This window comes from Mesobacillus sp. (genome assembly GCF_057785455.1).
Genome location: NZ_JBYNSB010000033.1, coordinates 1 through 20,747, shown reverse-complemented (window position 1 = coordinate 20,747; position 20,747 = coordinate 1). Strand labels below are relative to the sequence as shown.

Genomic DNA, 20,747 nt, shown 5'->3' with positions numbered 1-20,747 from the left:
TAATGGCCAGCGGGGTTCTTTTTTTATTCCTTGCACGCCTCAATTAAATCAGACAGGACATTGTCAACCTCATCCCAGGAATGAATTGATGCACCTGCGGCAAGAGGATGTCCACCGCCATTGTATTTTCTAGCGATTCCGTTGATGACGGGCCCTTTCGATCTTAGGCGGACCCTGATTTGATCTTGTTCTTCGATAAAGAATACCCATGCCTTGATTCCAGCCACATTGCCAAGCTCACTGACAAGCAATGATGCCTCTGATGGCTTGACACGGAATTCTTCCAGCAGTTCACGCTTCATGACTACCTTGGCAGCTCCACTTTCAAGCAGCTCAAAATTTTGCAGCACATATCCATTCAACTTGACCACATTCGGTGCAAGCTCATACATCCTGTCATAAAGCTCAGTCCGAGAGAAGTTGTAATGAATCAGTTCACCTGCATAAGCAAATGTCTTGTTTGTCGTGCTCGGATACAGGAATCGGCCTGTATCGCCAACTATTCCCGCATATAAAAGGCGTGCTGCCTCATCGGACATCTTAAGACCTTTATCTTTAAAAGAAAGATAAAATTCATAGATCATTTCACTTGTTGAACTTGCCGCAGTATCCACCCAACGCAAATCACCATATGGATCTTCATTTGGGTGGTGATCAATCTTGATCAGCTGCTCCCCGAGGCGGTAGCGGTCATCACAAATACGTTCAGCATTTGCTGTGTCACACACGATGACAAGTGCCCCGCTGAAAACATCATCGGAAATATCATCAAGGCGCCTCAAAAAATTTAATGAAGGCTCCTCTTTTCCTACTGTGTAAATATTTTTACCAGGGTAAGATGCCGTCAGGATTTCCGCAAGCCCCCCCTGCGAACCATAAGCATCAGGATCCGGCCTGACATGGCGATGAATAATGATTGTTTCATAATTTTCGATAGCTTCTAGAATTTGCGCTTTCATGAACATACTCCTTCAACTGTTTCATATCTCAATTATGAACATTTTTATTGCAAAAGAAAAGCAGAAGGATTAAGTTTTGTGCTGACCTATTGCCTTTTGTAAAAATAAATGAATGAAGTTGCTGGATGGTTAGGATCCAGGAGTGAGGAAAACATCTCTATGGCAATAAGATAAAAATAACGGTAAAATGATAGTAATGTTAATAATTTTGGAGGAAAAGCAATGCCAATACTTGTTATGCTGATTGTTCTATCATTCGCATTCTATATCTACTATAAAGTAAAATACGTACGCAGCAGACGGCCTGCCGAGAAGAAATGGCTTTCGGCAAAATCAAGCATCGCGCTCGGATTGTTCGTCGCAATATTCGGTTTGAACCAGCTGTTCCTATTTCAAACGACGGTTACTTACATCGTCGGCGCTATTTTCATCATCGTCGGCCTAATGAGCGTCTATGGAGGAATAAAAGCTTATAAATTCTATCTGCCTCATGCAGTGAAGGAAGCAGAAGAACACTGATACCTGAAAGAAGCCGGACCTTTATGGCCGGCTTCTTTTTGTTTTTTTTGGAGAGTTGTTGGATTAAGACCATCCTTCCTCGATTTTTTCTCCTGGATGGTCTTTATAGCCTTTATTAGGACCATCCTGCTTCGATTTTTTCTCATGGATGGTCTTTATAGCCTTTATTAAGACCATCCAGCTCCGTTTTTTTCTCCTGGATGGTCTTTATAGCCTTTATTAAGACCATCTAGACTCGATTTTTTCTCCTGCATGGTCTTTATAACCCTTATTAGGACCATCCAGCTCCGTTTTTTTCTCCTGGATGGTCTTAATTACCTTTATTAGGACCATCTAGCCTCGATTTTTTCTCCTGGATGGTCTTTACAGCCTTTATTAAGACCATCCAGCTCCGTTTTTTTCTCTTGGATGGTCTTTATAGTCTTTATTAGGACCATCTAGCTTCGTTTTTTTCTCTTGGATGGTCTTTATAGCCTTTATTAAGACCACTCAGCTCCGTTTTCTTCTCCTGAATGGTCTTTACAATCCCTCATATGAACACTCAAAGGATTGATATAAAAGTTTAATGCCGATCAATCAGCTGGCACATCATCATGGCCTTGCCTACCAGGACACCATCATTGAACGCTTCAATGTCCACTTTACCGAACTTGCGCCCTACTTCCAGCACCTTTGGATATATTTCAATCACACTGTCAATCTGGACCGGCTTGATAAAGTAGATTGTCATATTTTCAACGACCAGGTCACCTTTTTTATAGCCCCTTAGAACCTGGTTGGCTGCTTCTGTAACTATGGTTGTGAATACACCGTAAGAAATTGTGCCGAGATGATTGGTCATCTGTGGGGTGACCTGGCAGCGGAAGATATCCTCATCTTTGGTTTTTCCTTTTGTCAGGACCATCTGGCTGGTGACAGTGTCATCAAGCGTTTCCCCGACCTGGGGCTGGCGCTGGATCATCTGCAATGCTTTCAGGACATCCTGCCTGCTGACAATCCCCTGCAGCCTGTTTGCATCATCGACTACCGGAAGGACCTCGATTCCTTCCCATACCATCATATGTGCAGTGGAGGCGACACTGGTTGATCCGCTTACTGCCATCGGGTTTTTCGTCATGATTTTTTCAATGTATGTGTCCTGTTCGTGGCCCATAACGTCCTTTGATGTAACCATGCCGATGACCTTCATATTATGGTCGACTACTGGAAAGCGGCTGTGGAAGGTTTTATCCTTATGACGGTACCAATCAGAAACCTGGTCATCACTTCTGAGGAAAATTGTATCGGTTAATGATGTTAAAATATCCTCAACCAGGATGATTTCCTTTTTAATCAATTGATCATAAATTGCCCGGTTGATCATGGTAGCGACGGTGAATGTGTCGTAGCTGCTTGAGATGATCGGCAGCTCCAGCTCATCCGCCAGCCTTTTGACATGGTCTTCGGCATCGAACCCGCCGGTAACAAGGACCGCAGCTCCAGCTTTCAATGCCTGTTCATGGGCCTTGTCGCGGTTACCAACGATCAGCAGATTTCCGGCTTCGGTATAGCGCATCATCGCTTCCAGCTTCATCGCGCCGATAACAAACTTGTTCAAGGTTTTATGAAGACCCGCACGCCCACCTAGGACCTGGCCATCAACAATATTCACGACCTCAGCAAAGGTCAGCCTTTCAATGTTCTCTTTCTTCTTTCTTTCGATTCTAATTGTGCCCACGCGTTCTATCGTGCTGACATAGCCTTTATTTTCAGCATCCTTAATGGCCCTGTAGGCCGTTCCTTCACTTACGTTTAGCGCCTTGGCGATTTGGCGTACCGAGATTTTTTCTCCTATTGGCAATTCATCTATATATTGAAGTATTTGTTCATGCTTTGTTGCCAAGACTTTCACCCTTTATAATAATTTTCCGTTCAATGTAGTTCTATCCATCCTTTATTATAAGGTGAATAACGCACTGATTCAATCGTACCCCTATTTATGCTGCTGTTTTTATCCATTTATTTAAAATCCAATGTTAAAAAACAAAAAAACTGGCTGAAATTTCAGCCAGTAAATCCACGAGTTTTTCTTTTTGGCTTGCTTTGCAGTGCTGCGCTTTTTGCCTGCTTTTTTGGCGTATATAAAAATGCTGCAAGGTTGCCCGCGAAAACCAGCAGTGCCAGAAAAAGCCATGAACCTGCGAAAAGCGCTTCGCTTCCGCCTGAGGCAAGGTTGAGCCGGGGCATTGCAATGTATAACATCAGTCCGCACAGGAGCAAGTACAGCAAGTATTTGTTCTTATTCATTTCTTCCCCTCCAATAGGTTGTCTTACTTAATGTCTATGCCAGGAATGGAAAAATAGCCATGTTAAATAGAAAAAGCTGCACAAAAAGTTGTGCAGCACTGATTGTACCAAGAAAATATGAATATCAGATTTCAACATAAAATTAAGGCTGTTGAAGAAAGCCATTTGTTATACAACTATTTTTTCTGACAAATCCAGCTGCACAAAAGCTTGCGCCGATAAACTCTTATAATTCAATAACCTCTCCAGCTTCGAGTACCCGGCCCTGATTATTTTTAAGCAAATTTGCAAAAGCATGTGGATCCTGTTTGATTGGCGGGAATGTGTTGAAATGAATTGGCACTACTATTTTTGCATTAAGGAACTCTGCCGCCACAGCTGCATCTTCAGGTCCCATCGTAAAATTATCTCCTATTGGCAAGAATGCCAGGTCAATTGGATGCCTTTCACCAATCAGTTTCATATCTGAGAACAAGCCTGTATCTCCTGCATGGAAGACTGTTTTGCCTTCAGCCATGAACAGGATTCCGGCAGGCATGCCGCCATATACAATTTGATTGTCATCCGTGATCATGCCTGTTCCATGGAAGGCAGGAGTCATTTTCACTTTGCCAAAATCGAACTCGTATGCCCCGCCAATGGACATGCCATGTGTGTTCAGCCCTTTCCAGCTTAGATATGTAGCAACCTCAAAGTTGGCGATCACAAGAGAATCATGTTTTTTTGCAAGTTCCACAGTATCTCCCAGGTGGTCTCCATGGGCATGCGTGAGGATGATGACATCTGGTTTGACATCCTCCACCTTTAGGTCTGTCAGGTCATTGCCTGTAATGAACGGATCAATCAGGATTGTTTTTCCGTTCGTCTCAATTTTCACAACGGAATGGCCATGATAGGATACTTTCATAATATCGCTCCTTTCAATTATCTATAAATTATTTCAACACCATATGGTTATCTCCTGCTCCATTTTTCTTTATACCCACCTGGAAGTCATAATAAAAGTTTTACTTTTTACCCCCGAATTGCTACTCTCATAGATGAGATATACATATCGGAGGAGGAATTTTAATGTCTGAAAGACTAGCTGCTTTATCTGGCTGGATGAAAGAAAATGATGTGGATGTCACATTCATTACATCCCCTGACAATGTCTTTTATTTGAGCGGTTTTTTAAGCGACCCACACGAAAGGCTGTTAGCCATCGCGGTGTTCCAGGATTCCGAGCCTTTCATGATTTGCCCGGCAATGGATAAGGAAAATGCAAAGAATGCTGGCTGGAATCTTGAAATCATCGGCTACAGCGATACTGATGACTCCATGGAGCTTGCTTATAATGCAATTAAAAAAAGAGTTTCTTTAATTAAGAAAACAGCTATCGAGAAGGAACAGCTCAATGTCGAGCGTTATGAAAAAATGTCAGCACTTTTTGGCGGCTCAGCATTTGTATCTGCCGAGGAAAAATTAAGGCTGATGCGCATGGTTAAAACCGAGGATGAACTCCAAAAGCTGAGAAAAGCATGTGAGCTTGCTGACTTTGCGATTGAAACTGGAGTAAACGAAATCAAAGAAGGCAAGACAGAGCTTGAGGTGCTCGCTGCCATTGAATATGAATTGAAGAAAAAAGGCGTCACTGAGATGTCTTTCTCAACGATGGTTTTGACAGGTGCAAATGCTGCGGCTCCACATGGTACACCAGGCCTTACAAAAATCAAAAAAGGTGACCTTGTGCTATTTGACCTCGGCGTTGTAATGGATGGTTATTGCTCTGATATCACTCGTACCGTTGCCTATGGAGAAATCAGCAAGCAACAGGAAGAAATCTATAACACTGTGTTAAAGGCTCAATTGAAGTCCCTTGATACAGCCCGTGCAGGAGTTGCATGCTCAGAGGTTGATTTGGCAGCACGCAATGTGATCGAAGCAGCCGGTTATGGCGAATACTTCCCTCACCGCCTTGGCCACGGACTTGGCGTCAGCGTCCATGAGTATCCATCTCTAACTAGCACGAACTCACTGCTTTTAGAGAAAGGCATGGTCTTCACAGCCGAGCCAGGCATTTATGTCCCTGGTGTTGCGGGCGTGAGAATTGAGGATGATGTGGTCATTACTGAGGATGGAATTGAGATTTTAACTAAATTCCCGAAAGAATTAGTCTATGTATCATAAAAGAAATGACCGTCTGGATTTAGAGTCCAGGCGGTTTTTCTTTTACAGATTGCAATGAAGAATTGTTTTTATAGCTTTTTTTCAGTAAAAAAGAGCAGCACATACAGCTGCTCTCCCTCTGTTTAGCGATTATCCACTTTTTCCGGATACATGTCATGATTCATCATGCGGTAATTAGCCATTTCTTCATACTTGGTTCCAGGCTTTCCGTAGTTTGTATATGGGTCAATCGAAATTCCGCCCCGTGGAGTGAACTTGCCCCAAACCTCAATATACCTTGGATCCATCAGCTTGATTAAATCGTTCATGATAATGTTCATGCAATCCTCATGGAAGTCGCCGTGATTCCTGAAGCTGAATAAATAAAGCTTTAGTGACTTGCTCTCAACCATCAGCTGATCAGGGATGTAACTGATATAAATCGATGCAAAGTCAGGCTGGCCTGTAATCGGGCATAGACTTGTAAATTCAGGTGTGTTGAACTTTACGAAGTAATCGCGATATGGATGTTTATTTTCAAATGTTTCAAGGATTTCAGGGCTGTACTCGAATAGATATTTTGTTCCCTGATTGCCAAGCAAAGTCAAATCTTTCATTTCGTCTTCTTTTCTTCCTGCCATTCCTGTAGCCTCCTATGTTGGCCGCAAGCGCGATTTGAGGCAAATAACCCATCTATTTGCTTTTTTTAAAATCAGTCCCTTTAAATGGGGGCCAAAAATAAAAAACCATATCCTCTGGGATATGGTTGAAATTATTATTCAAAGCCATAGTTTTTTATAGAGGGTGTCCGCTATGAACCTCTCCCGCGATCACGGGATTATTTTATTGAATTTTATAAAGCAACTATAATGAATTACCCTTAGAAAGTCAAAAGAAATTTATGGTGCACTGGCTATTCTTTAATGATGGAAATGTGACAACATTATGGAATGGTAAAATCTTTAATTTTACATATGTTCATATGATTATTTACATTTGTTCAAACAACTGATATATTATTCATGTAAGTAAGACATACTATATTTTGAATTATATTTTTTATTCTTAATGAAAGCGTTTAAACATACTTTTATACGGAAAGGGTTTGAATTTATGACAAACGAATTAGCAAGAATGATTGACCACACATTACTTAAAGCAAATGCAACTGAAGCTGAGATTGTAAAACTGGCTGAGGAAGCAAAAGAATATAAATTCGCATCAGTATGCGTTAACCCAACATGGGTTAAGAAAGCTGCAGAAATCCTTAAGGATGCTGAAGGTGTAGAAGTTTGTACAGTTATTGGCTTCCCTCTTGGCGCGTCTACATCTGAAGTTAAAGCTTTCGAAACGAAGAATGCAATCGAAAACGGTGCCACAGAAGTTGATATGGTCATCAACATCGGCGCATTGAAAGACAAGCAGTATGATGTTGTAGAAAATGATATCAAGGCTGTAGTTGAAGCAGCTAAAGGAAAAGCTCTGACTAAGGTGATCATCGAAACTTGCCTTCTTACAGATGAAGAAAAAGAAATGGCTTGCAAGCTTTCTGTAAGCGCAGGAGCAGACTTCGTCAAAACTTCTACTGGATTCTCAACAGGCGGCGCAACAGTTGAAGATATCGCCCTTATGAGAAAAACTGTCGGTCCTGACCTTGGAGTTAAAGCCTCAGGCGGTGTACGCAGCCTGGAAGACGCTCAGAACATGATCAAAGCCGGCGCAACTAGAATTGGCGCAAGCTCTGGCGTTGCCATCATGAATGGCCTGTCTTCAAACTCTTCATACTAAGAAATGCGGAAGCGCCTTGGTCAACCCCGACAAGCGCTGGAGGGCCGACCGGTGAAGTCGTTCTTTGACTTCATTGGGCGGACCGAAGCGACTCGAGGGGTTAGGCGCTGGAGCTGGACAATTCTCAAAGCGAAATATACCTTTTGATACTAAAAAATCATGGGAATGGGGAATGGACGATGGATAAAAACATGCTTGTTGAAAAAGCGATTGAAGCGAGAAGCAAAGCATACGTTCCATATTCTGAGTTTCAGGTTGGTGCTGCAATCATTACGGGCGATGACCAAGTTTATCTTGGCTGCAATATTGAGAACGCGTCTTTCGGCCTGACAAACTGTGCTGAAAGAACTGCGATTTTCAAAGCTGTCTCAGAGGGCCAGAAGGAAATCAAGGCGATTGCTGTCGTTGGTGACACTGTAGGCCCTATTTCTCCTTGCGGTGCATGCCGCCAGGTTATTGCCGAATTTGCGACTGAAGATACAAAGATTTACCTTGCGAACCTTAACGGGGTTGTGAAGGAAACGACAATCAACGAAATACTTCCTGGTTATTTCACATCGAAAGATATGGAGAAAATCGATTAGGATCATAGAGTTTAGGTAAATAAGGGCAATCCCTTGCAGCATTTCTGGTATAGGGATTGCTCTTTCTTATTCAAGCTATCCCAAGCTCAACATCACATCTTGCTTGATAAAGGAGGAAAGAGCCGCTTTATGGAGGACAATTAGCGGCATACATCATGGGAGACGCAGGTTTATTATTATCAGGCGCAGCTTTGTTCCTGAACAGCCTAATGCTGCTTGGACGCGCCAATGCAAAAAGTGTTGCTGTTTTTAATTTATTCATCGGTGCCATGCAAGTCATCGTACCGTTTTATCTGATCATGGTTTCAGACCAGAACAACTGGACAATTTACAGTCTTGCAAGCATATTCCTTTTTGGTTTTACTTATTTGTATGTGGGATTGACGCTCCTGAAGGATCTCGATGGCAGCGGTTTGGGCTGGTACTCCCTTTGGGTGGCAGTTATTGCAGCCATCTATGCGATCGTCGCCTATGTACATTTTGCGGATATTGTCAGCACTCTTACATGGCTAATGTGGGCTTACCTCTGGTTCCTGTTCTTCCTTTCAATGGGGTTGAACAAGAAGATTGACCCATATATCGGAAAGGTGGCTTTCGTCCAGTCCTGGCTCACTCTAACTTTCCCTGCCCTGCTCTCAATGACTGGGCTGTGGAAAACAGACCAGGTTACTGAAGCATGGATTTACCTTTCCATTGCTGCCTTCATTTATTTCGGGATTATCACTATTAAACTTCGTGGCGCTGAAACAAGAAGAGAAAATTTTGCCTAACTGTTTTAAAACGTAAAAAACCGTCCATTCCAGCTGTTGGAATGGACGGTTTTTTGATTATTATTTTGCAAGTACATCTGTTAATACTGGTACAACTTGCTTTTTACGTGAAACAACACCCTTAAGTGTTGCGGTGTTATTGTTCAATGTAACATTGAATGCTTCTTCGACTGCCGCTGCTTTATCCCCCAGAGCAAGTGCTGCTGAGTCGTTTGTAAGGATGTCGGTGATGACAAGCACAAACAAGTCCAGGTTTTTCTCGGAGATTTTATTGTTCAGTGCCGCTTCAAGGTCAGCCTGGCGCTCCAGCACTTCATTCACATCCACTGTGTTAACCTGAGCGATTTCAACCTTTGAGCTTCCCATTTGGAATTCTTTCGCATCCAATGTGATGAGTTCATCGATTGTTTTCATGCTTAAATCCGCACCTGCCTTAAGCATCGCAAGACCGTACTCTTCAGCATCTACACCCGCAATAGCAGCTAGTTCACGAGCAGCTTCAACATCCTGCTCTGTGCAAGTAGGCGATTTAAATAACAGGGAATCAGAGATGATTGCGGATAGCATAAGACCTGCAATATTCTTTTCGATTTCCACATTGTTCTCTTTGTACATTTTATTCAAGATCGTTGCTGTGCAGCCTACTGGCTCAACGCGGAAATACAAAGGATCACTTGTCTCAAAGTTAGCGACACGGTGGTGGTCAATAACTTCAACAACCTTCACCTTTTCAATGTCATCAGCACTTTGCTGGCGTTCATTATGGTCGACAAGGATGACATGATCTGCTTCTTCAGATACTTGTCCAGCCAGGCGGGGTGCATCAGCCTTGAAGTAATCAAGCGCATATTGAGTTTCTCCATTTACCTGACCTAAACGAACAGCCTCAGCATTGACACCAAGCTTTTGCTTTAGGTTTGCATAAGCAATAGCTGAGCAGATTGTATCAGTATCAGGATTTTTATGTCCAAAAACAAGTACTTTTTCCATCGTGACACTCCTCAATAACAAATTATCACGGACATTCCATACGAGTCACTCGAGATAGAATCCGTTATCCCATAAATAATATACGCTAAAATGAAATTATTTTAAACAGCTTTGTACCAAAATGCGAGGATTGGATTGCCTCTCTTTGAAAAAGAGAGTCCCTTATATAGTTGTTTCTATAGGAAGCTCTCAATGTATACGAATGAAGGAATTTAATTTCCCTCCGAAACCATAGCCAAATTCATTGAAATAAAAGAATCCGGATAACCAGCATCCGGATCCAAAAAATTAGATTTGTTCAAGCAATGTTCTTGTTTGTGAATAAACTAGATTATGCGCTTCAGCAACTGCCTGATAGGTAACATATCCATTTAGCGTGTTAATACCCTTCAGCAATGCTTCATTGTCAAGGCAAGCTTGCTTGTAGCCTTTGTTAGCAATCTGAACTGCGTAAGGAACTGTTACGTTTGTAAGAGCAATTGTAGATGTTCTTGGAACAGCCCCTGGCATGTTGGCAACAGCATAGTGGACTACGCCGTGCTTCTCATAAGTCGGGTTGTCGTGTGTAGTGATTCTGTCTGTTGTTTCAAAGATTCCGCCTTGGTCGATTGCGATGTCTACCACTACAGACCCTGGGTTCATGGACTGGATCATTTCTTCTGTTACCAGTTTTGGAGCCTTTGCACCTGGGATCAAGACAGCACCAATGACAACATCAGAATTTTTTACAGCTTCAGCAATATTGTAAGGATTTGAGATTAAAGTTGTGATATCTGAGCCAAAAATGTCATCCAGCTGGCGAAGACGCTCTGGGTTCAAGTCGATCATTGTTACTTCTGCTCCAAGTCCAACAGCCATCTTCGCTGCATTTGTACCAGCTACACCACCGCCGATGATTGTAACCTTTCCTCTTTGCACACCTGGAACTCCGCCAAGGAGGATTCCTTTTCCGCCGTGTACCTTTTCAAGGAATTGAGCACCGATTTGTGTAGCCATACGGCCTGCAACTTCACTCATTGGAGTTAACAATGGAAGTGAGTTATTAGGAAGCTGAACTGTTTCATATGCAATTCCGACAACCTTGTTCTCGATAAGAGCCTTTGTAAGCTCTGGTTCTGGAGCAAGGTGTAAATATGTAAATAGAATTAAGCCTTCACGGAAATATACGTACTCTTCTGGAAGAGGCTCTTTTACCTTCATGACCATGTCCTGTGACCATGCTTCCTTTGCACTGTTGACGATTTGTGCTCCTGCACCTTTGTAATCTTCATCAGTGAAGCTTGAACCAAGGCCTGCACCAGTCTCGATAAATACCTCGTGACCGAAATTAACAAGGTTCAGTACTCCTGCCGGCGTCATTGCAACGCGGTTTTCATTGTTCTTTATCTCTTTAGGTACACCGATACGCATTATTGCATACCTCCTATATTAATAATTGCCTACCATTTCAGGCCCGCCACCAATATATCATTTTTTCCTGTTTTATCCTACTAGAAGAATAAAAAATTGAGTGGAATGAAAACAAGGAAAACACATTAAGTTGCGAGATGAAAACACTTTCATTTTAGTAGAAAAAAATCCTTTTGGCAAAACAATTTGTGCAGATTTACCTAAAATATACTATTCTATATATTTTTAATATTCTGTTGTTTCCAGTTACAGGCACTTCACTTTCCACTAAAAGCTTAACTGCCGTCTTTTTTAAGAGCAAATTCTTTCCGAGGCTGGCGCAGAGCCTCCCTTTCAAGCATAGGTACATGCTGTGTTTCATTATGTCGACGAATATGGCATACTTATCGACGAAAAATAAATTATATCGACGAAAACCAATCACTTATCGACGAAATTTTAATTATATCGACGAACTAGAAATTCCAGCTGATTTTTTCCAGCTGAAAATTACAACGCAATTATCCCAATAACAAATTCGAGTAGGAGCTAAGTAAAAAAACAAGCTGCTTCCAGAGAAACAGCTTGCCCATGATATTATTGCTGCTGTTCGTTGTCATCCGCCAGTGATTTCATTTGGTCCTGTCCAATCACACCGCTGTTATACGAGTCCATGATCTGCTGGCTGACCTGATTCACTCCCATATCGTCATAATCGTATGAAGAACGTCCTTGCTGTTCCTTTTTTTCCATATCCTTCTCCTCCTTGTTATTCTTACACGGTTAGTTTTCGTTGGATTGTCACAGCTATACTCTGGAAACTGTTGTATAATATAGGTAAAGGAGGCGAGAACGATGGCACTATACTATAAGAACATTTTAGTTGCCGTTGATGGTTCTAAGGAAGCAGCATGGGCTTTCAAAAAAGCTATAGAAATTGCAAAAAGAAATGACGCTAAGCTGGTCATGACCCATATCATCGATTTACGCACTTTCGCTACTGTGGAGGCATACGATAGGACTATTTCGGAACGCGCGAACCAGTTTGCGACAGAGCTTATGGAAAGCTACAAACAGCAGGCTCTGGAAGCTGGAATCAATGATGTCAGCTACGAAATCGATTATGGTTCACCCAAAGTCAAGATTGCAAAAGATGTTGCTAAAAAATACAACGCCGACCTGATCATATGCGGAGCGACAGGAATGAACGCAATGGAACGCTTTTTCATCGGAAGTGTTTCCGAGCACATTACACGCTATGCATCTTGCGACGTCCTTGTCGTCCGAACAGACAAAGTCAACTAACTGTACAAATATAGCAAAAGCACGCAGCCTATAAGGTTTGCGTGCTTTTTTACTATTTAAATGACTTCTTTTGCCCTGGCAATTTGAGCAGCCACCTGGGAAAAGCCTGTACCCCCTGCGCTGTTTCTGCGTTCCACAGCGGTATATGGATTCAAAGCTTCAAAGATATCCTCCTCAAATAAAGGATTCACCTTTTTATAATACTCCAAAGGCAGATCAGCCAGATAACACTCCTTCTGGATGCAATCCAGTACGAGCTTTCCTACTATTTCGTGCGCTTCCCGGAATGGGACGCCTTTAGCTGCCAAATAGTCAGCGAGTTCTGTCGCATTTGAAAAATCGCTTTTAACAGAGTTCTCCATCTTGTCTGTTTTCACTTTCATGGCAGTAACCATTCCAGCGAAAATTTTCAGGGAGCCTTTTACAGTCTTGACGGTGTCAAACATGCCTTCCTTATCCTCCTGCATATCCTTGTTATACGCAAGCGGCAACCCCTTTAAAACGGTCAGGAGCCCCATCAGGCTGCCATATACCCTTCCCGTCTTTCCGCGGATCAATTCTGCCATGTCTGGATTTTTCTTTTGAGGCATGATGCTGCTGCCTGTTGTAAACGCATCGGACAGTTCAATGAATTGGAACTCCTGGCTTGACCATAAAATGATTTCCTCACATAATCTCGACAAGTGCATCATCAGGATGGAACTTCCCGACAAGAATTCGAGGATAAAATCCCGGTCACTTACAGCATCCAGGCTATTCTCATAGATCCCGCCAAAGCCAAGCAGCTCGGCTGTATAATGACGGTCGATCGGGAAGGTGGTACCCGCCAGAGCCCCAGCGCCAAGCGGAGAGAGATTGATTCTCTTCAGACTGTCTGCAAATCGCTGTTTATCTCTGTCCAGCATCCAGAAGTAGGCCATCAGATGATGCGCAAATGAGATCGGCTGGGCCCTTTGCAAGTGGGTGTAGCCTGGCATGATGGTTTCAATATTTTGCTCAGCCTGCTGCACTAATGCTTTTTGAAACTCATTGACCAGCCCGATAATTTCAGCGACTTCATCCTTGAGGTATAAGTGCATATCTGTCGCTACCTGGTCATTCCTGCTTCTCGCAGTGTGCAGCTTGCCGCCGGTCGGGCCAATCAATTCGGTTAAGTGGTGCTCAATATTTAAATGGATATCCTCCAGCTTAGCGGAATACTCCAGCTCATTGTTCAACGCTTTTTCCTGAAGCTTTTTTAAGCCCTGAATGATCTCTTCAGCTTCTGCTGTTGAAATGATTCCGGTTTTTGCGAGCATCTTTGCATGGGCAATGCTTCCGTTAATGTCCTGCTGAGCTAATTCCTGGTCAAAGCCAATGGAAGCACCAAACTCGTCGACCCACTCTTCAGCTGAGCCTGTGAATCTTCCGCCCCATAATTTCTTCACACTGTCACCTTCTTATTTTGAACCATGCTGTGCACAACAGTTGGAAGGCCCCAAAGGTTAATGAAACCGACAGCAGCGTTGTGATCGAATTCATCATCTGCAGTGTAAGTTGCCAATTTTTCATTGTATAGTGAATAAGGAGATTTTCTTCCTTCCACAATCGCATGGCCTTTGAATAATTTGACACGAACTGTTCCCGTTACATGCTTTTGTGTTGATTTCAAGAAGGCTGATAATGCTTCCTGAAGCGGAGAGAACCAAAGTCCTTCATAAATTAATTCAGTCAATTTCTTCTCAATGACTGGCTTGAAATGGGCAACCTCTTTTACCAAAGTGATATCCTCAAGCTCCTTATGCGCTTTGATCAGGGTCATTGCTGCAGGAGCCTCGTATACTTCACGTGACTTGATGCCAACCAGGCGGTTTTCAACATGGTCAATTCTTCCGACGCCATGCTTTCCGGCGATTGCATTGAGCTCTAGGATCAATTCAGAAAGTGGATAGCTTTTGCCGTCGATTGCAGTTGGAACACCTTCGTTAAACTCAATTTCAATGACATCCGGAGTATCAGGAGTATTTTCAAGTCCGGCAGTAAGCTCATAAGCTTCTTCAGGCGGTGCCATCCATGGATCCTCAAGAATGCCGCACTCATTGCTTCGTCCCCAAAGGTTTTGGTCGATCGAGAACGGGCTGTCAAGATTGATTGGAATCGGTATCCCGTTGTTAGCCGCATATTCAATTTCTTCTTCACGAGACCATTTCCATTCGCGTACAGGGGCAATCACTTTAAGATCTGGATTGAGAGCCTTGATAGACACTTCAAAACGCACCTGGTCATTCCCTTTTCCAGTACAGCCATGAGCCACTGCAACAGCGCCTTCCATTTCAGCGATTTCTACTAGTTTCTTAGAAATCAGCGGACGTGAGAGAGCGGATACCAGTGGATATTTACCCTCGTATAATGCATGAGCCTGTAATGCATATAATGCATATTCATTGGCAAATTCTTCTTTTACGTCTAAAACATAAGATTGGACAGCACCAATTTTCAATGCCTTTTCCTTGATGAATTGAAGGTCTTTGCCCTCTCCTACATCAAGGCAGCAAGCAACTACAGCATATCCTTGTTCGTTTAGCCATTTAATTGCAACAGATGTATCAAGCCCGCCAGAATAAGCGAGGATCACTTTATTTTCAGTCATTTTATACGCTCCTTCAGTAACGAATATTTATTCATTGGTTTAAATTTTTATTCATGTTTAATAAATTAACAGGTTTTAAGAAACTTTTCAAGGTTAAAATTCAAATTTTATAAAATAATGTCTGAAACAGAATTGGCAAAGGTGGCAGCAAAAATGGAAGTATAGTAGAATGGAAACAATGATGACGGATTGGGGGCTCCTTCAGATATGGAACAATATTTTCTTTTTGACAGCCGACTGGGCATACCCCTGCCTGCTTTAAAAGAAAACTGGGATAAATATGACCTTGAAACACGGCACGCCATCCTTCTCCATTGGGAAAAGATCCGCGGCAATATTCCCGACAGGATCGCAGAGCTTGAACAAATCATCAACCTGAAACAGGCTCAGCTTTCGGACGAGAGCAATTTCATTCGTTCCTGTGAATTAAACAGCGAAATTGCCGAGCTTGCCTCAGTCATAAATGACCTTTGGCTATGGTACAGGACTCACCAGGATATTACTTCTGCCAAGATGCATCAATAAGAAATCAATTATTGCAAAATGAAAAAGAGCCTGGATTTTTTTCCAGGCTCTTTCAAGTCTATTATTAGTATATTTATCAAGATAGCTTTTTTCCCATTATTACAAATGGGTTGTTCGCTTCATCAGGATAGAATGTTTCCTTTATTGCCATCCAGCCTAAGCTCTTATATAATTCCGCAAAACCCTTACACAAATAAAAAAAGAATGAAATCAAAGACTTCATTCTTGGTTTTTCTATTTATAGATCCTTCGTCAATTCCCTTACGACATGGCCGATTTCCGGGATAATCAGCTTTTCCATGGCAAGCCTGACTGCACCGGTTGAACCTGGTGTTGAAAAGACAGCCCGGTCATTCAACACCCCTGCGGCGGCACGCGATAAGATTGCCGCTGAACCGATATCCTCCTGGTAGCTGAGCATGCGAAATATCTCTCCGAATCCGGGAATTTCTTTTTCAAAAAGGCTTTGGACTGTTTCAATCGTAACGTCACGCTTGGCAATCCCTGTACCGCCATTTGTTAGGACGACATCCACCTCTGGGCTGCTGCATCCCTTCAAGACTTCTGCTTTAATGGGTTCTGCCTCATCTTTGACTATCACATGTTCATTAATGATGTGGCCAGCTTCCTCAAGCATTTCCTTCATCAGCCTGCCGCTTTTATCTGTCTCCATTGTACGGGTATCACTTACTGTGATTATTTTGCAGCGGACCTGCCGTGGTGCAGCCTGCTTATGTTCCTGTGTACTCATGAGTTAAAGAACCCCTTTTTCTTTAAAATATCTCATCTGATAATATTTATGGGCAAACTCTGTTACTCTCCGCGTCAGCTGATAGTTCGCACCTGCCCCGATTGCCATGCTGATGAGCGGCATTCCCTGGATGTGCTTTTTCCTGAACAGCAGGATCGCCATGCCCTTGAATAGCTGTTTAATAGGCTGCTCGAGCCAGGTCACATCTGTCAGGTCGTCATTTCCCTGGTAAAAATAATAGTCTTCTGCCTGCTCGAGCTCGTTCCTCAGATCATTCCAGCCGGAACTCTGCATCCGTGATGGCATGGTGGCAGTATGGAAGACCTTCAAAGCAACCATCATTTCAAATGGTGTGTTGACTTCAAAGCCATACGTCATCGCAATCAGCTGGACGACGCGAAGATTGATGACTGCCATTGCCGGCATATCGGCTCCAAGTACAAGATTCCCGCCGCTGCCTGACATGCCTCCCTGGACGAGTGAATACATCCTGTGACGGGCAATTTGCTGGCCTGCTATAAATTCCAGCTGTTCAACCGGCAGCTGTCTTAAATCCTGGATGCTGTCGAGCTCCGGGTTGAAGACCCGGCCTGCGGCAAGTATCCTCTCTTTGGCATCCATCTGCAGCTGGGCACCCTGGATCAATGAATGCAGATGAAAGAGCCAGCTGTCAAACAGGGAGAAAAACCTTTCCTGAACCTCCTCTGGCAAAAGGTTAAAGGAGCGCTCCAAATATCGATCATATGCTAGTTCAATATCATTTGGTTCATAGCTATATAGTTTGCTTTCCCACTCGTGCAATTCATCCAGAACCTTTTGTTCCCGATCTGTAATAGCCATTCATAACCCTCCAGCACGTGAATTTTCTTCCAGTATAACATAAGAAAAGATGAAACGCTTTTCTGCTAAGAGACACCTGAATCGCCGGGGATTTTCAGGTATTTCACCAACACTCACAACACCTTCAATTGGTCCTCAACTACAAATTCTAAAATTGTATCCACACAAAAAAAAGAGCAGAAGCCGCAGCCCCTGCCCTTTACAATTTACTTTATTTCGCTAAACGCACAACATCGCGAGCGATCATGACTTCTTCGTCAGTTGGAATGACCATGACTTTTACAGGAGAGTGAGGATAACTGATGAATGCTTCTTCTCCACGGACTTTGTTTAGTGCTGGGTCCCAGTAAATGCCCATGAACTCAAGTCCCTGTAATACGCGTGCACGGATAGCTGAGCTGTTTTCACCAATACCTGCTGTAAAGATGATTGCATCAACTCCGCACATACGGGCAGCGTATGAACCGATGTATTTGTGGATTCGGTCAGCAAATACCTTCAAAGCAAGTTCTGCTCGCTCATTGCCTTTTTCAGCTTCATCTTCAATATCACGAAGGTCACTAGAGAATCCGGAAACACCAAGCATACCGCTTTCTTTGTTAAGTACATTCAATACTTCGTCAGCATTCTTTCCTGTTTTTTCCATTATATATGGAATCAAAGCAGGGTCGATATTACCTGAACGAGTACCCATTGTAACACCCGCTAGCGGAGTGAATCCCATTGATGTATCAATAGACTTTCCGCCTTCGATTGCTGCTATACTTGCACCATTTCCAAGGTGGCAGGAAATGAGGCGAAGATGCTCTACTGGACGTCCCAGCATTTCAGCTGCACGCTGTGATACATATTTATGTGAAGTACCGTGGAAGCCGTATTTGCGGATTCCATACTTCTTATAGTATTCGTATGGAAGGCTGTACAGGAATGAGTTTTCTGGCATTGTCTGGTGGAATGCTGTGTCAAAGACCGCGATCGCCGGTACATTTGGCAGCACTTGCTGGAATGCACGAATTCCTGTGATATTGGCAGGATTGTGCAGCGGCGCAAGCTCAGAAAGCTGATTGATTTTGTCTAATACTTCTTCTGTAATTAATACAGAGTCACTGAACTCTTCTCCGCCGTGAACAACGCGGTGGCCAATGCCTTCGATTTCATCAAGCGATTGGATGATTCCAAGAGATGTCAATTTATCAAGCAGGATTTTGACCGCAACCTCATGGTTCGGGATATCTGTTATTTCCTTGTTCTTTTCCCCATTTACAGAAATTGTGAAGATAGAATCATTAAGGCCGATTCTTTCAACAATCCCTTTTGTGATGACTTCTTCGCTCGGCATTTCGAATAATTGGAACTTAAGGGATGAGCTGCCGGCATTGATTGCAATGATTTTTGCCATTTTGTCCGCTCCTTTTATATAACAACCTGTTAAATAATCAAGTGAAATAGTACACCTTTATTGTGTGCCACAGGCTGCAAATATATCTCTCAAGTTTTCATTAAAACACTGTCTTTTTCACATTTCAAGCAAAGGTTTCCCAAAAGGCAAATGAGTTTTTATTCTGATACTTCTAATGATTGTAAAAAGTTTCACATAATCAATCTTTACCCAATTCCATAAAAAAAGAACCAGATAAATCTGGTTCCTCACATCATTTTTCAGTTCCTTTATTTTCTTTGAACCAAAGGTCGATTTTGTTCAGGATGCGGCTGACTGCTGCACCGTCGGACAGCTTCGGCAGTTCCGCTAGCAATGCCTGTTTGGGAGGTGTTACACCTTCACCATTTTTCTGCAGGACAAGGATGCTTTTGGCAGCCTGCTTGTTTTTGAATAAAGATTCAGGAAGCTGCAGAATTCCTTGGACAATCAAATGTTTTTTTATGAATTCATGAAGCTGTGGCGCTTGCTCACTTTCAAAAAGGCCATTCGGAATCATAAAGAACAGATAGCCCCCGTCTTTTACATGCTTGGTGCTTTGCTCAATGAACATATGGTGGGAATATGTATGCCCCTCTGAAGCTTTCACTTCGTATGTTTCTGCCCTAAGGTCATTTGGGTAATAGCCGATTGGCAAATCACCGATGACTGCGTCAGCTGGATCTACAAACAGTGGCTCAAGGCTATCCTGGTTGAAAAGTTCCACAGAGTGCTTTTGCAGATTGGCATTTACAAAGGCCAGCCTGATCAATAGGTCATCAATTTCCACACCAACCGCTTCAATCGTTTTTCCGGTTTGCTGATTCAGGACCGTTGCCAGCAGATTGCCTGTTCCGACAGCTGGGTCAAGCAGCCTGTAAGAATTCTTGTCTACAAACTTGCTTACTAGATACCCGATGAACATCCCGACTGAATCGGGTGTCATCTGATGGTTGGGCTGAACATGCTCCTGCATGCCTTTCAAAATTGCCAGCTGGAAGCCCCTGCGGATTTCCTCATTGGAAAACTCCTCAAGCTTTGTTTCCTTATATTTTTTCTCAAGCCTTTTCTTGGCAACATCATTCAGTTCGTCCTGGAGGACTGTGCCCTGGAACATGTTTTCTCCAGTTTCAGCCAATGCCTCCAAATATGTACATGAAAGTTCTTCTTTTAGGATGTCCGCTGTCTCGTTAAAAGCGGTAAAGAGTTTTTCTACCGGAGTCGTACTCACTTTTCTTCCTCCCGATCAAAATAGATATCTATTCATTTTAGCCATGTTTTTAGTTATCTACAAGCTTTATGGCTTGCTGAACAAAAAGTGCAAGCGCCTCGTTCAGCCCCGAAAAGCGCTGGCCGACTAAAAACGCCACGTCCTGTGGCAACGTCGGCACTAGAACATCGTGTCCGTCGGAGGGCCTGACAGTGAAGTCGTTCTTTGACTTCATTGGCAGGACCGAAATCGAAATGTATAGCCGACTGCCCAGAAACGCAGAAACTGGAGACTCCGACAAGGAAGCGCTTTTTGCTTCTGCGGGCGGAGTTAAAGTTTCGGAGTTTCTAGGAGGCGAAACGAGACAATAAGAAAAGCGGAGGCGACTGCTTAACTACGAAAAGCTCTGGAGGGCCTGCCAGTGAAGTCGCTCTTTGACTTCAATGGCAGGTCCGTAGCGTCTCGAGGAGTTAGGAGACGCAGCTAGTCAAGCGTTTCGAGGGGCTAGGCGCTGGAGCTGGATTAGGACAACTGAGTATTCATATTACAATTTAATTATTTTAACACCAATAAAAAAAGGAGCACAATCTTGTGCTCCTTTCGAAATGCAGATCAACAGCTTGCGTTTATCTCAGGG

22 protein-coding genes are annotated in these 20,747 nt (G+C 43.1%); 8 read left to right on the top strand and 14 right to left on the bottom strand.

What is annotated here, in order from left to right; translation table 11 throughout:
* Nucleotides 1–23 precede the first annotated feature (23 nt).
* Nucleotides 24–959, bottom strand: coding sequence for a DHH family phosphoesterase (locus AC3EBE_RS12705; RefSeq protein ID WP_488595409.1), 936 nt, complete (start codon nucleotides 957–959; stop codon nucleotides 24–26).
* 222 nt (nucleotides 960–1,181) lie between these two features.
* Here AC3EBE_RS12705 and AC3EBE_RS12700 point away from each other — a divergent pair, with 222 nt between their 5' ends.
* Nucleotides 1,182–1,478 (top strand): YtpI family protein, encoded by a 297-nt coding sequence (locus AC3EBE_RS12700; protein ID WP_488595408.1) that lies wholly within the window; start codon nucleotides 1,182–1,184, stop codon nucleotides 1,476–1,478.
* A gap of 562 nt (nucleotides 1,479–2,040) precedes the next feature.
* Here the strand turns inward: AC3EBE_RS12700 and AC3EBE_RS12695 are convergent.
* From AC3EBE_RS12695 to AC3EBE_RS12685, 3 genes are all read right to left on the bottom strand, one after another.
* Entirely contained in the window at nucleotides 2,041–3,360 is a 1,320-nt protein-coding gene (locus AC3EBE_RS12695; protein WP_488595407.1) for a DRTGG domain-containing protein, read from the bottom strand.
* 161 nt (nucleotides 3,361–3,521) lie between these two features.
* The gene (locus tag AC3EBE_RS12690; protein ID WP_488595406.1) at nucleotides 3,522–3,764 is read right to left on the bottom strand and encodes a hypothetical protein; all 243 of its coding nucleotides are present in this window, start codon (nucleotides 3,762–3,764) and stop codon (nucleotides 3,522–3,524) included.
* 226 nt (nucleotides 3,765–3,990) lie between these two features.
* On the bottom strand, nucleotides 3,991–4,671 hold the full coding sequence (locus AC3EBE_RS12685) for a metal-dependent hydrolase (RefSeq protein ID WP_488595405.1): 681 nt from the start codon (nucleotides 4,669–4,671) through the stop codon (nucleotides 3,991–3,993).
* Nucleotides 4,672–4,835: 164 nt separating this feature from the next.
* Here AC3EBE_RS12685 and AC3EBE_RS12680 point away from each other — a divergent pair, with 164 nt between their 5' ends.
* Nucleotides 4,836–5,933: a M24 family metallopeptidase gene (locus AC3EBE_RS12680; RefSeq protein ID WP_488595404.1), complete on the top strand. Its 1,098-nt coding sequence runs from the start codon at nucleotides 4,836–4,838 to the stop codon at nucleotides 5,931–5,933.
* Nucleotides 5,934–6,055: 122 nt separating this feature from the next.
* Here AC3EBE_RS12680 and queF read toward each other — a convergent pair whose 3' ends face one another.
* Nucleotides 6,056–6,553, bottom strand: coding sequence for a preQ(1) synthase (gene queF, locus AC3EBE_RS12675; protein ID WP_488595403.1), 498 nt, complete (start codon nucleotides 6,551–6,553; stop codon nucleotides 6,056–6,058).
* A 472-nt stretch (nucleotides 6,554–7,025) separates the two neighbouring features.
* Between queF and deoC the strand changes: the two genes are divergently transcribed.
* The 3 genes from deoC to AC3EBE_RS12660 all read left to right on the top strand — a co-directional run bounded on the left by deoC (nucleotide 7,026) and on the right by AC3EBE_RS12660 (nucleotide 9,054).
* Nucleotides 7,026–7,700 carry a deoxyribose-phosphate aldolase gene (deoC, locus tag AC3EBE_RS12670; protein WP_488595402.1) on the top strand — a complete coding sequence of 225 codons (675 nt, stop codon included), beginning with the start codon at nucleotides 7,026–7,028 and terminating at the stop codon, nucleotides 7,698–7,700.
* A 179-nt stretch (nucleotides 7,701–7,879) separates the two neighbouring features.
* A complete protein-coding gene (locus AC3EBE_RS12665) occupies nucleotides 7,880–8,284 on the top strand; it encodes a cytidine deaminase (protein WP_488595401.1) in 405 nt (134 codons plus the stop codon).
* Nucleotides 8,285–8,439: 155 nt separating this feature from the next.
* Nucleotides 8,440–9,054: an AmiS/UreI family transporter gene (locus AC3EBE_RS12660; protein WP_488595400.1), complete on the top strand. Its 615-nt coding sequence runs from the start codon at nucleotides 8,440–8,442 to the stop codon at nucleotides 9,052–9,054.
* Between the two features lie 60 nt (nucleotides 9,055–9,114).
* On the opposite strand, the gene AC3EBE_RS12655 is transcribed toward AC3EBE_RS12660, so the two are convergent.
* The 3 genes from AC3EBE_RS12655 to AC3EBE_RS12645 form a co-directional block, all read right to left on the bottom strand.
* Nucleotides 9,115–10,044 carry a manganese-dependent inorganic pyrophosphatase gene (locus AC3EBE_RS12655; RefSeq protein WP_488595399.1) on the bottom strand — a complete coding sequence of 310 codons (930 nt, stop codon included), beginning with the start codon at nucleotides 10,042–10,044 and terminating at the stop codon, nucleotides 9,115–9,117.
* Between the two features lie 288 nt (nucleotides 10,045–10,332).
* Nucleotides 10,333–11,454 carry an alanine dehydrogenase gene (gene ald / locus AC3EBE_RS12650; protein WP_488595398.1) on the bottom strand — a complete coding sequence of 374 codons (1,122 nt, stop codon included), beginning with the start codon at nucleotides 11,452–11,454 and terminating at the stop codon, nucleotides 10,333–10,335.
* Between the two features lie 576 nt (nucleotides 11,455–12,030).
* Nucleotides 12,031–12,186 carry a hypothetical protein gene (locus AC3EBE_RS12645; RefSeq protein WP_488595397.1) on the bottom strand — a complete coding sequence of 52 codons (156 nt, stop codon included), beginning with the start codon at nucleotides 12,184–12,186 and terminating at the stop codon, nucleotides 12,031–12,033.
* A 102-nt stretch (nucleotides 12,187–12,288) separates the two neighbouring features.
* On the opposite strand from AC3EBE_RS12645, the gene AC3EBE_RS12640 reads away from it, so the two are divergent.
* The gene (locus AC3EBE_RS12640) at nucleotides 12,289–12,738 is read left to right on the top strand and encodes a universal stress protein (protein WP_488595396.1); all 450 of its coding nucleotides are present in this window, start codon (nucleotides 12,289–12,291) and stop codon (nucleotides 12,736–12,738) included.
* A 56-nt stretch (nucleotides 12,739–12,794) separates the two neighbouring features.
* Here AC3EBE_RS12640 and argH read toward each other — a convergent pair whose 3' ends face one another.
* Nucleotides 12,795–14,165, bottom strand: coding sequence for an argininosuccinate lyase (argH, locus tag AC3EBE_RS12635; protein WP_488595395.1), 1,371 nt, complete (start codon nucleotides 14,163–14,165; stop codon nucleotides 12,795–12,797).
* Nucleotides 14,162–15,367 (bottom strand): argininosuccinate synthase, encoded by a 1,206-nt coding sequence (locus AC3EBE_RS12630; protein WP_488595394.1) that lies wholly within the window; start codon nucleotides 15,365–15,367, stop codon nucleotides 14,162–14,164. Before AC3EBE_RS12630 ends, argH begins: the two co-directional genes overlap by 4 nt.
* A 207-nt stretch (nucleotides 15,368–15,574) precedes the next feature.
* Here AC3EBE_RS12630 and AC3EBE_RS12625 point away from each other — a divergent pair, with 207 nt between their 5' ends.
* A complete protein-coding gene (locus AC3EBE_RS12625; protein ID WP_488595393.1) occupies nucleotides 15,575–15,892 on the top strand; it encodes a hypothetical protein in 318 nt (105 codons plus the stop codon).
* A 238-nt stretch (nucleotides 15,893–16,130) separates the two neighbouring features.
* On the opposite strand, the gene AC3EBE_RS12620 is transcribed toward AC3EBE_RS12625, so the two are convergent.
* The 4 genes from AC3EBE_RS12620 to AC3EBE_RS12605 all read right to left on the bottom strand — a co-directional run bounded on the left by AC3EBE_RS12620 (nucleotide 16,131) and on the right by AC3EBE_RS12605 (nucleotide 20,131).
* Entirely contained in the window at nucleotides 16,131–16,643 is a 513-nt protein-coding gene (locus AC3EBE_RS12620) for a MogA/MoaB family molybdenum cofactor biosynthesis protein (RefSeq protein ID WP_488595392.1), read from the bottom strand.
* 3 nt (nucleotides 16,644–16,646) lie between these two features.
* The gene (locus tag AC3EBE_RS12615; RefSeq protein WP_488595391.1) at nucleotides 16,647–17,483 is read right to left on the bottom strand and encodes an EcsC family protein; all 837 of its coding nucleotides are present in this window, start codon (nucleotides 17,481–17,483) and stop codon (nucleotides 16,647–16,649) included.
* A gap of 211 nt (nucleotides 17,484–17,694) precedes the next feature.
* Nucleotides 17,695–18,882, bottom strand: coding sequence for an acetate kinase (locus AC3EBE_RS12610; protein WP_488595390.1), 1,188 nt, complete (start codon nucleotides 18,880–18,882; stop codon nucleotides 17,695–17,697).
* A gap of 253 nt (nucleotides 18,883–19,135) precedes the next feature.
* A complete protein-coding gene (locus tag AC3EBE_RS12605) occupies nucleotides 19,136–20,131 on the bottom strand; it encodes a class I SAM-dependent methyltransferase (RefSeq protein ID WP_488595389.1) in 996 nt (331 codons plus the stop codon).
* Between the two features lie 191 nt (nucleotides 20,132–20,322).
* Between AC3EBE_RS12605 and AC3EBE_RS12600 the strand changes: the two genes are divergently transcribed.
* On the top strand, nucleotides 20,323–20,481 hold the full coding sequence (locus AC3EBE_RS12600) for a hypothetical protein (RefSeq protein ID WP_488595388.1): 159 nt from the start codon (nucleotides 20,323–20,325) through the stop codon (nucleotides 20,479–20,481).
* The last annotated feature ends 266 nt before the right edge of the window (nucleotides 20,482–20,747 follow it).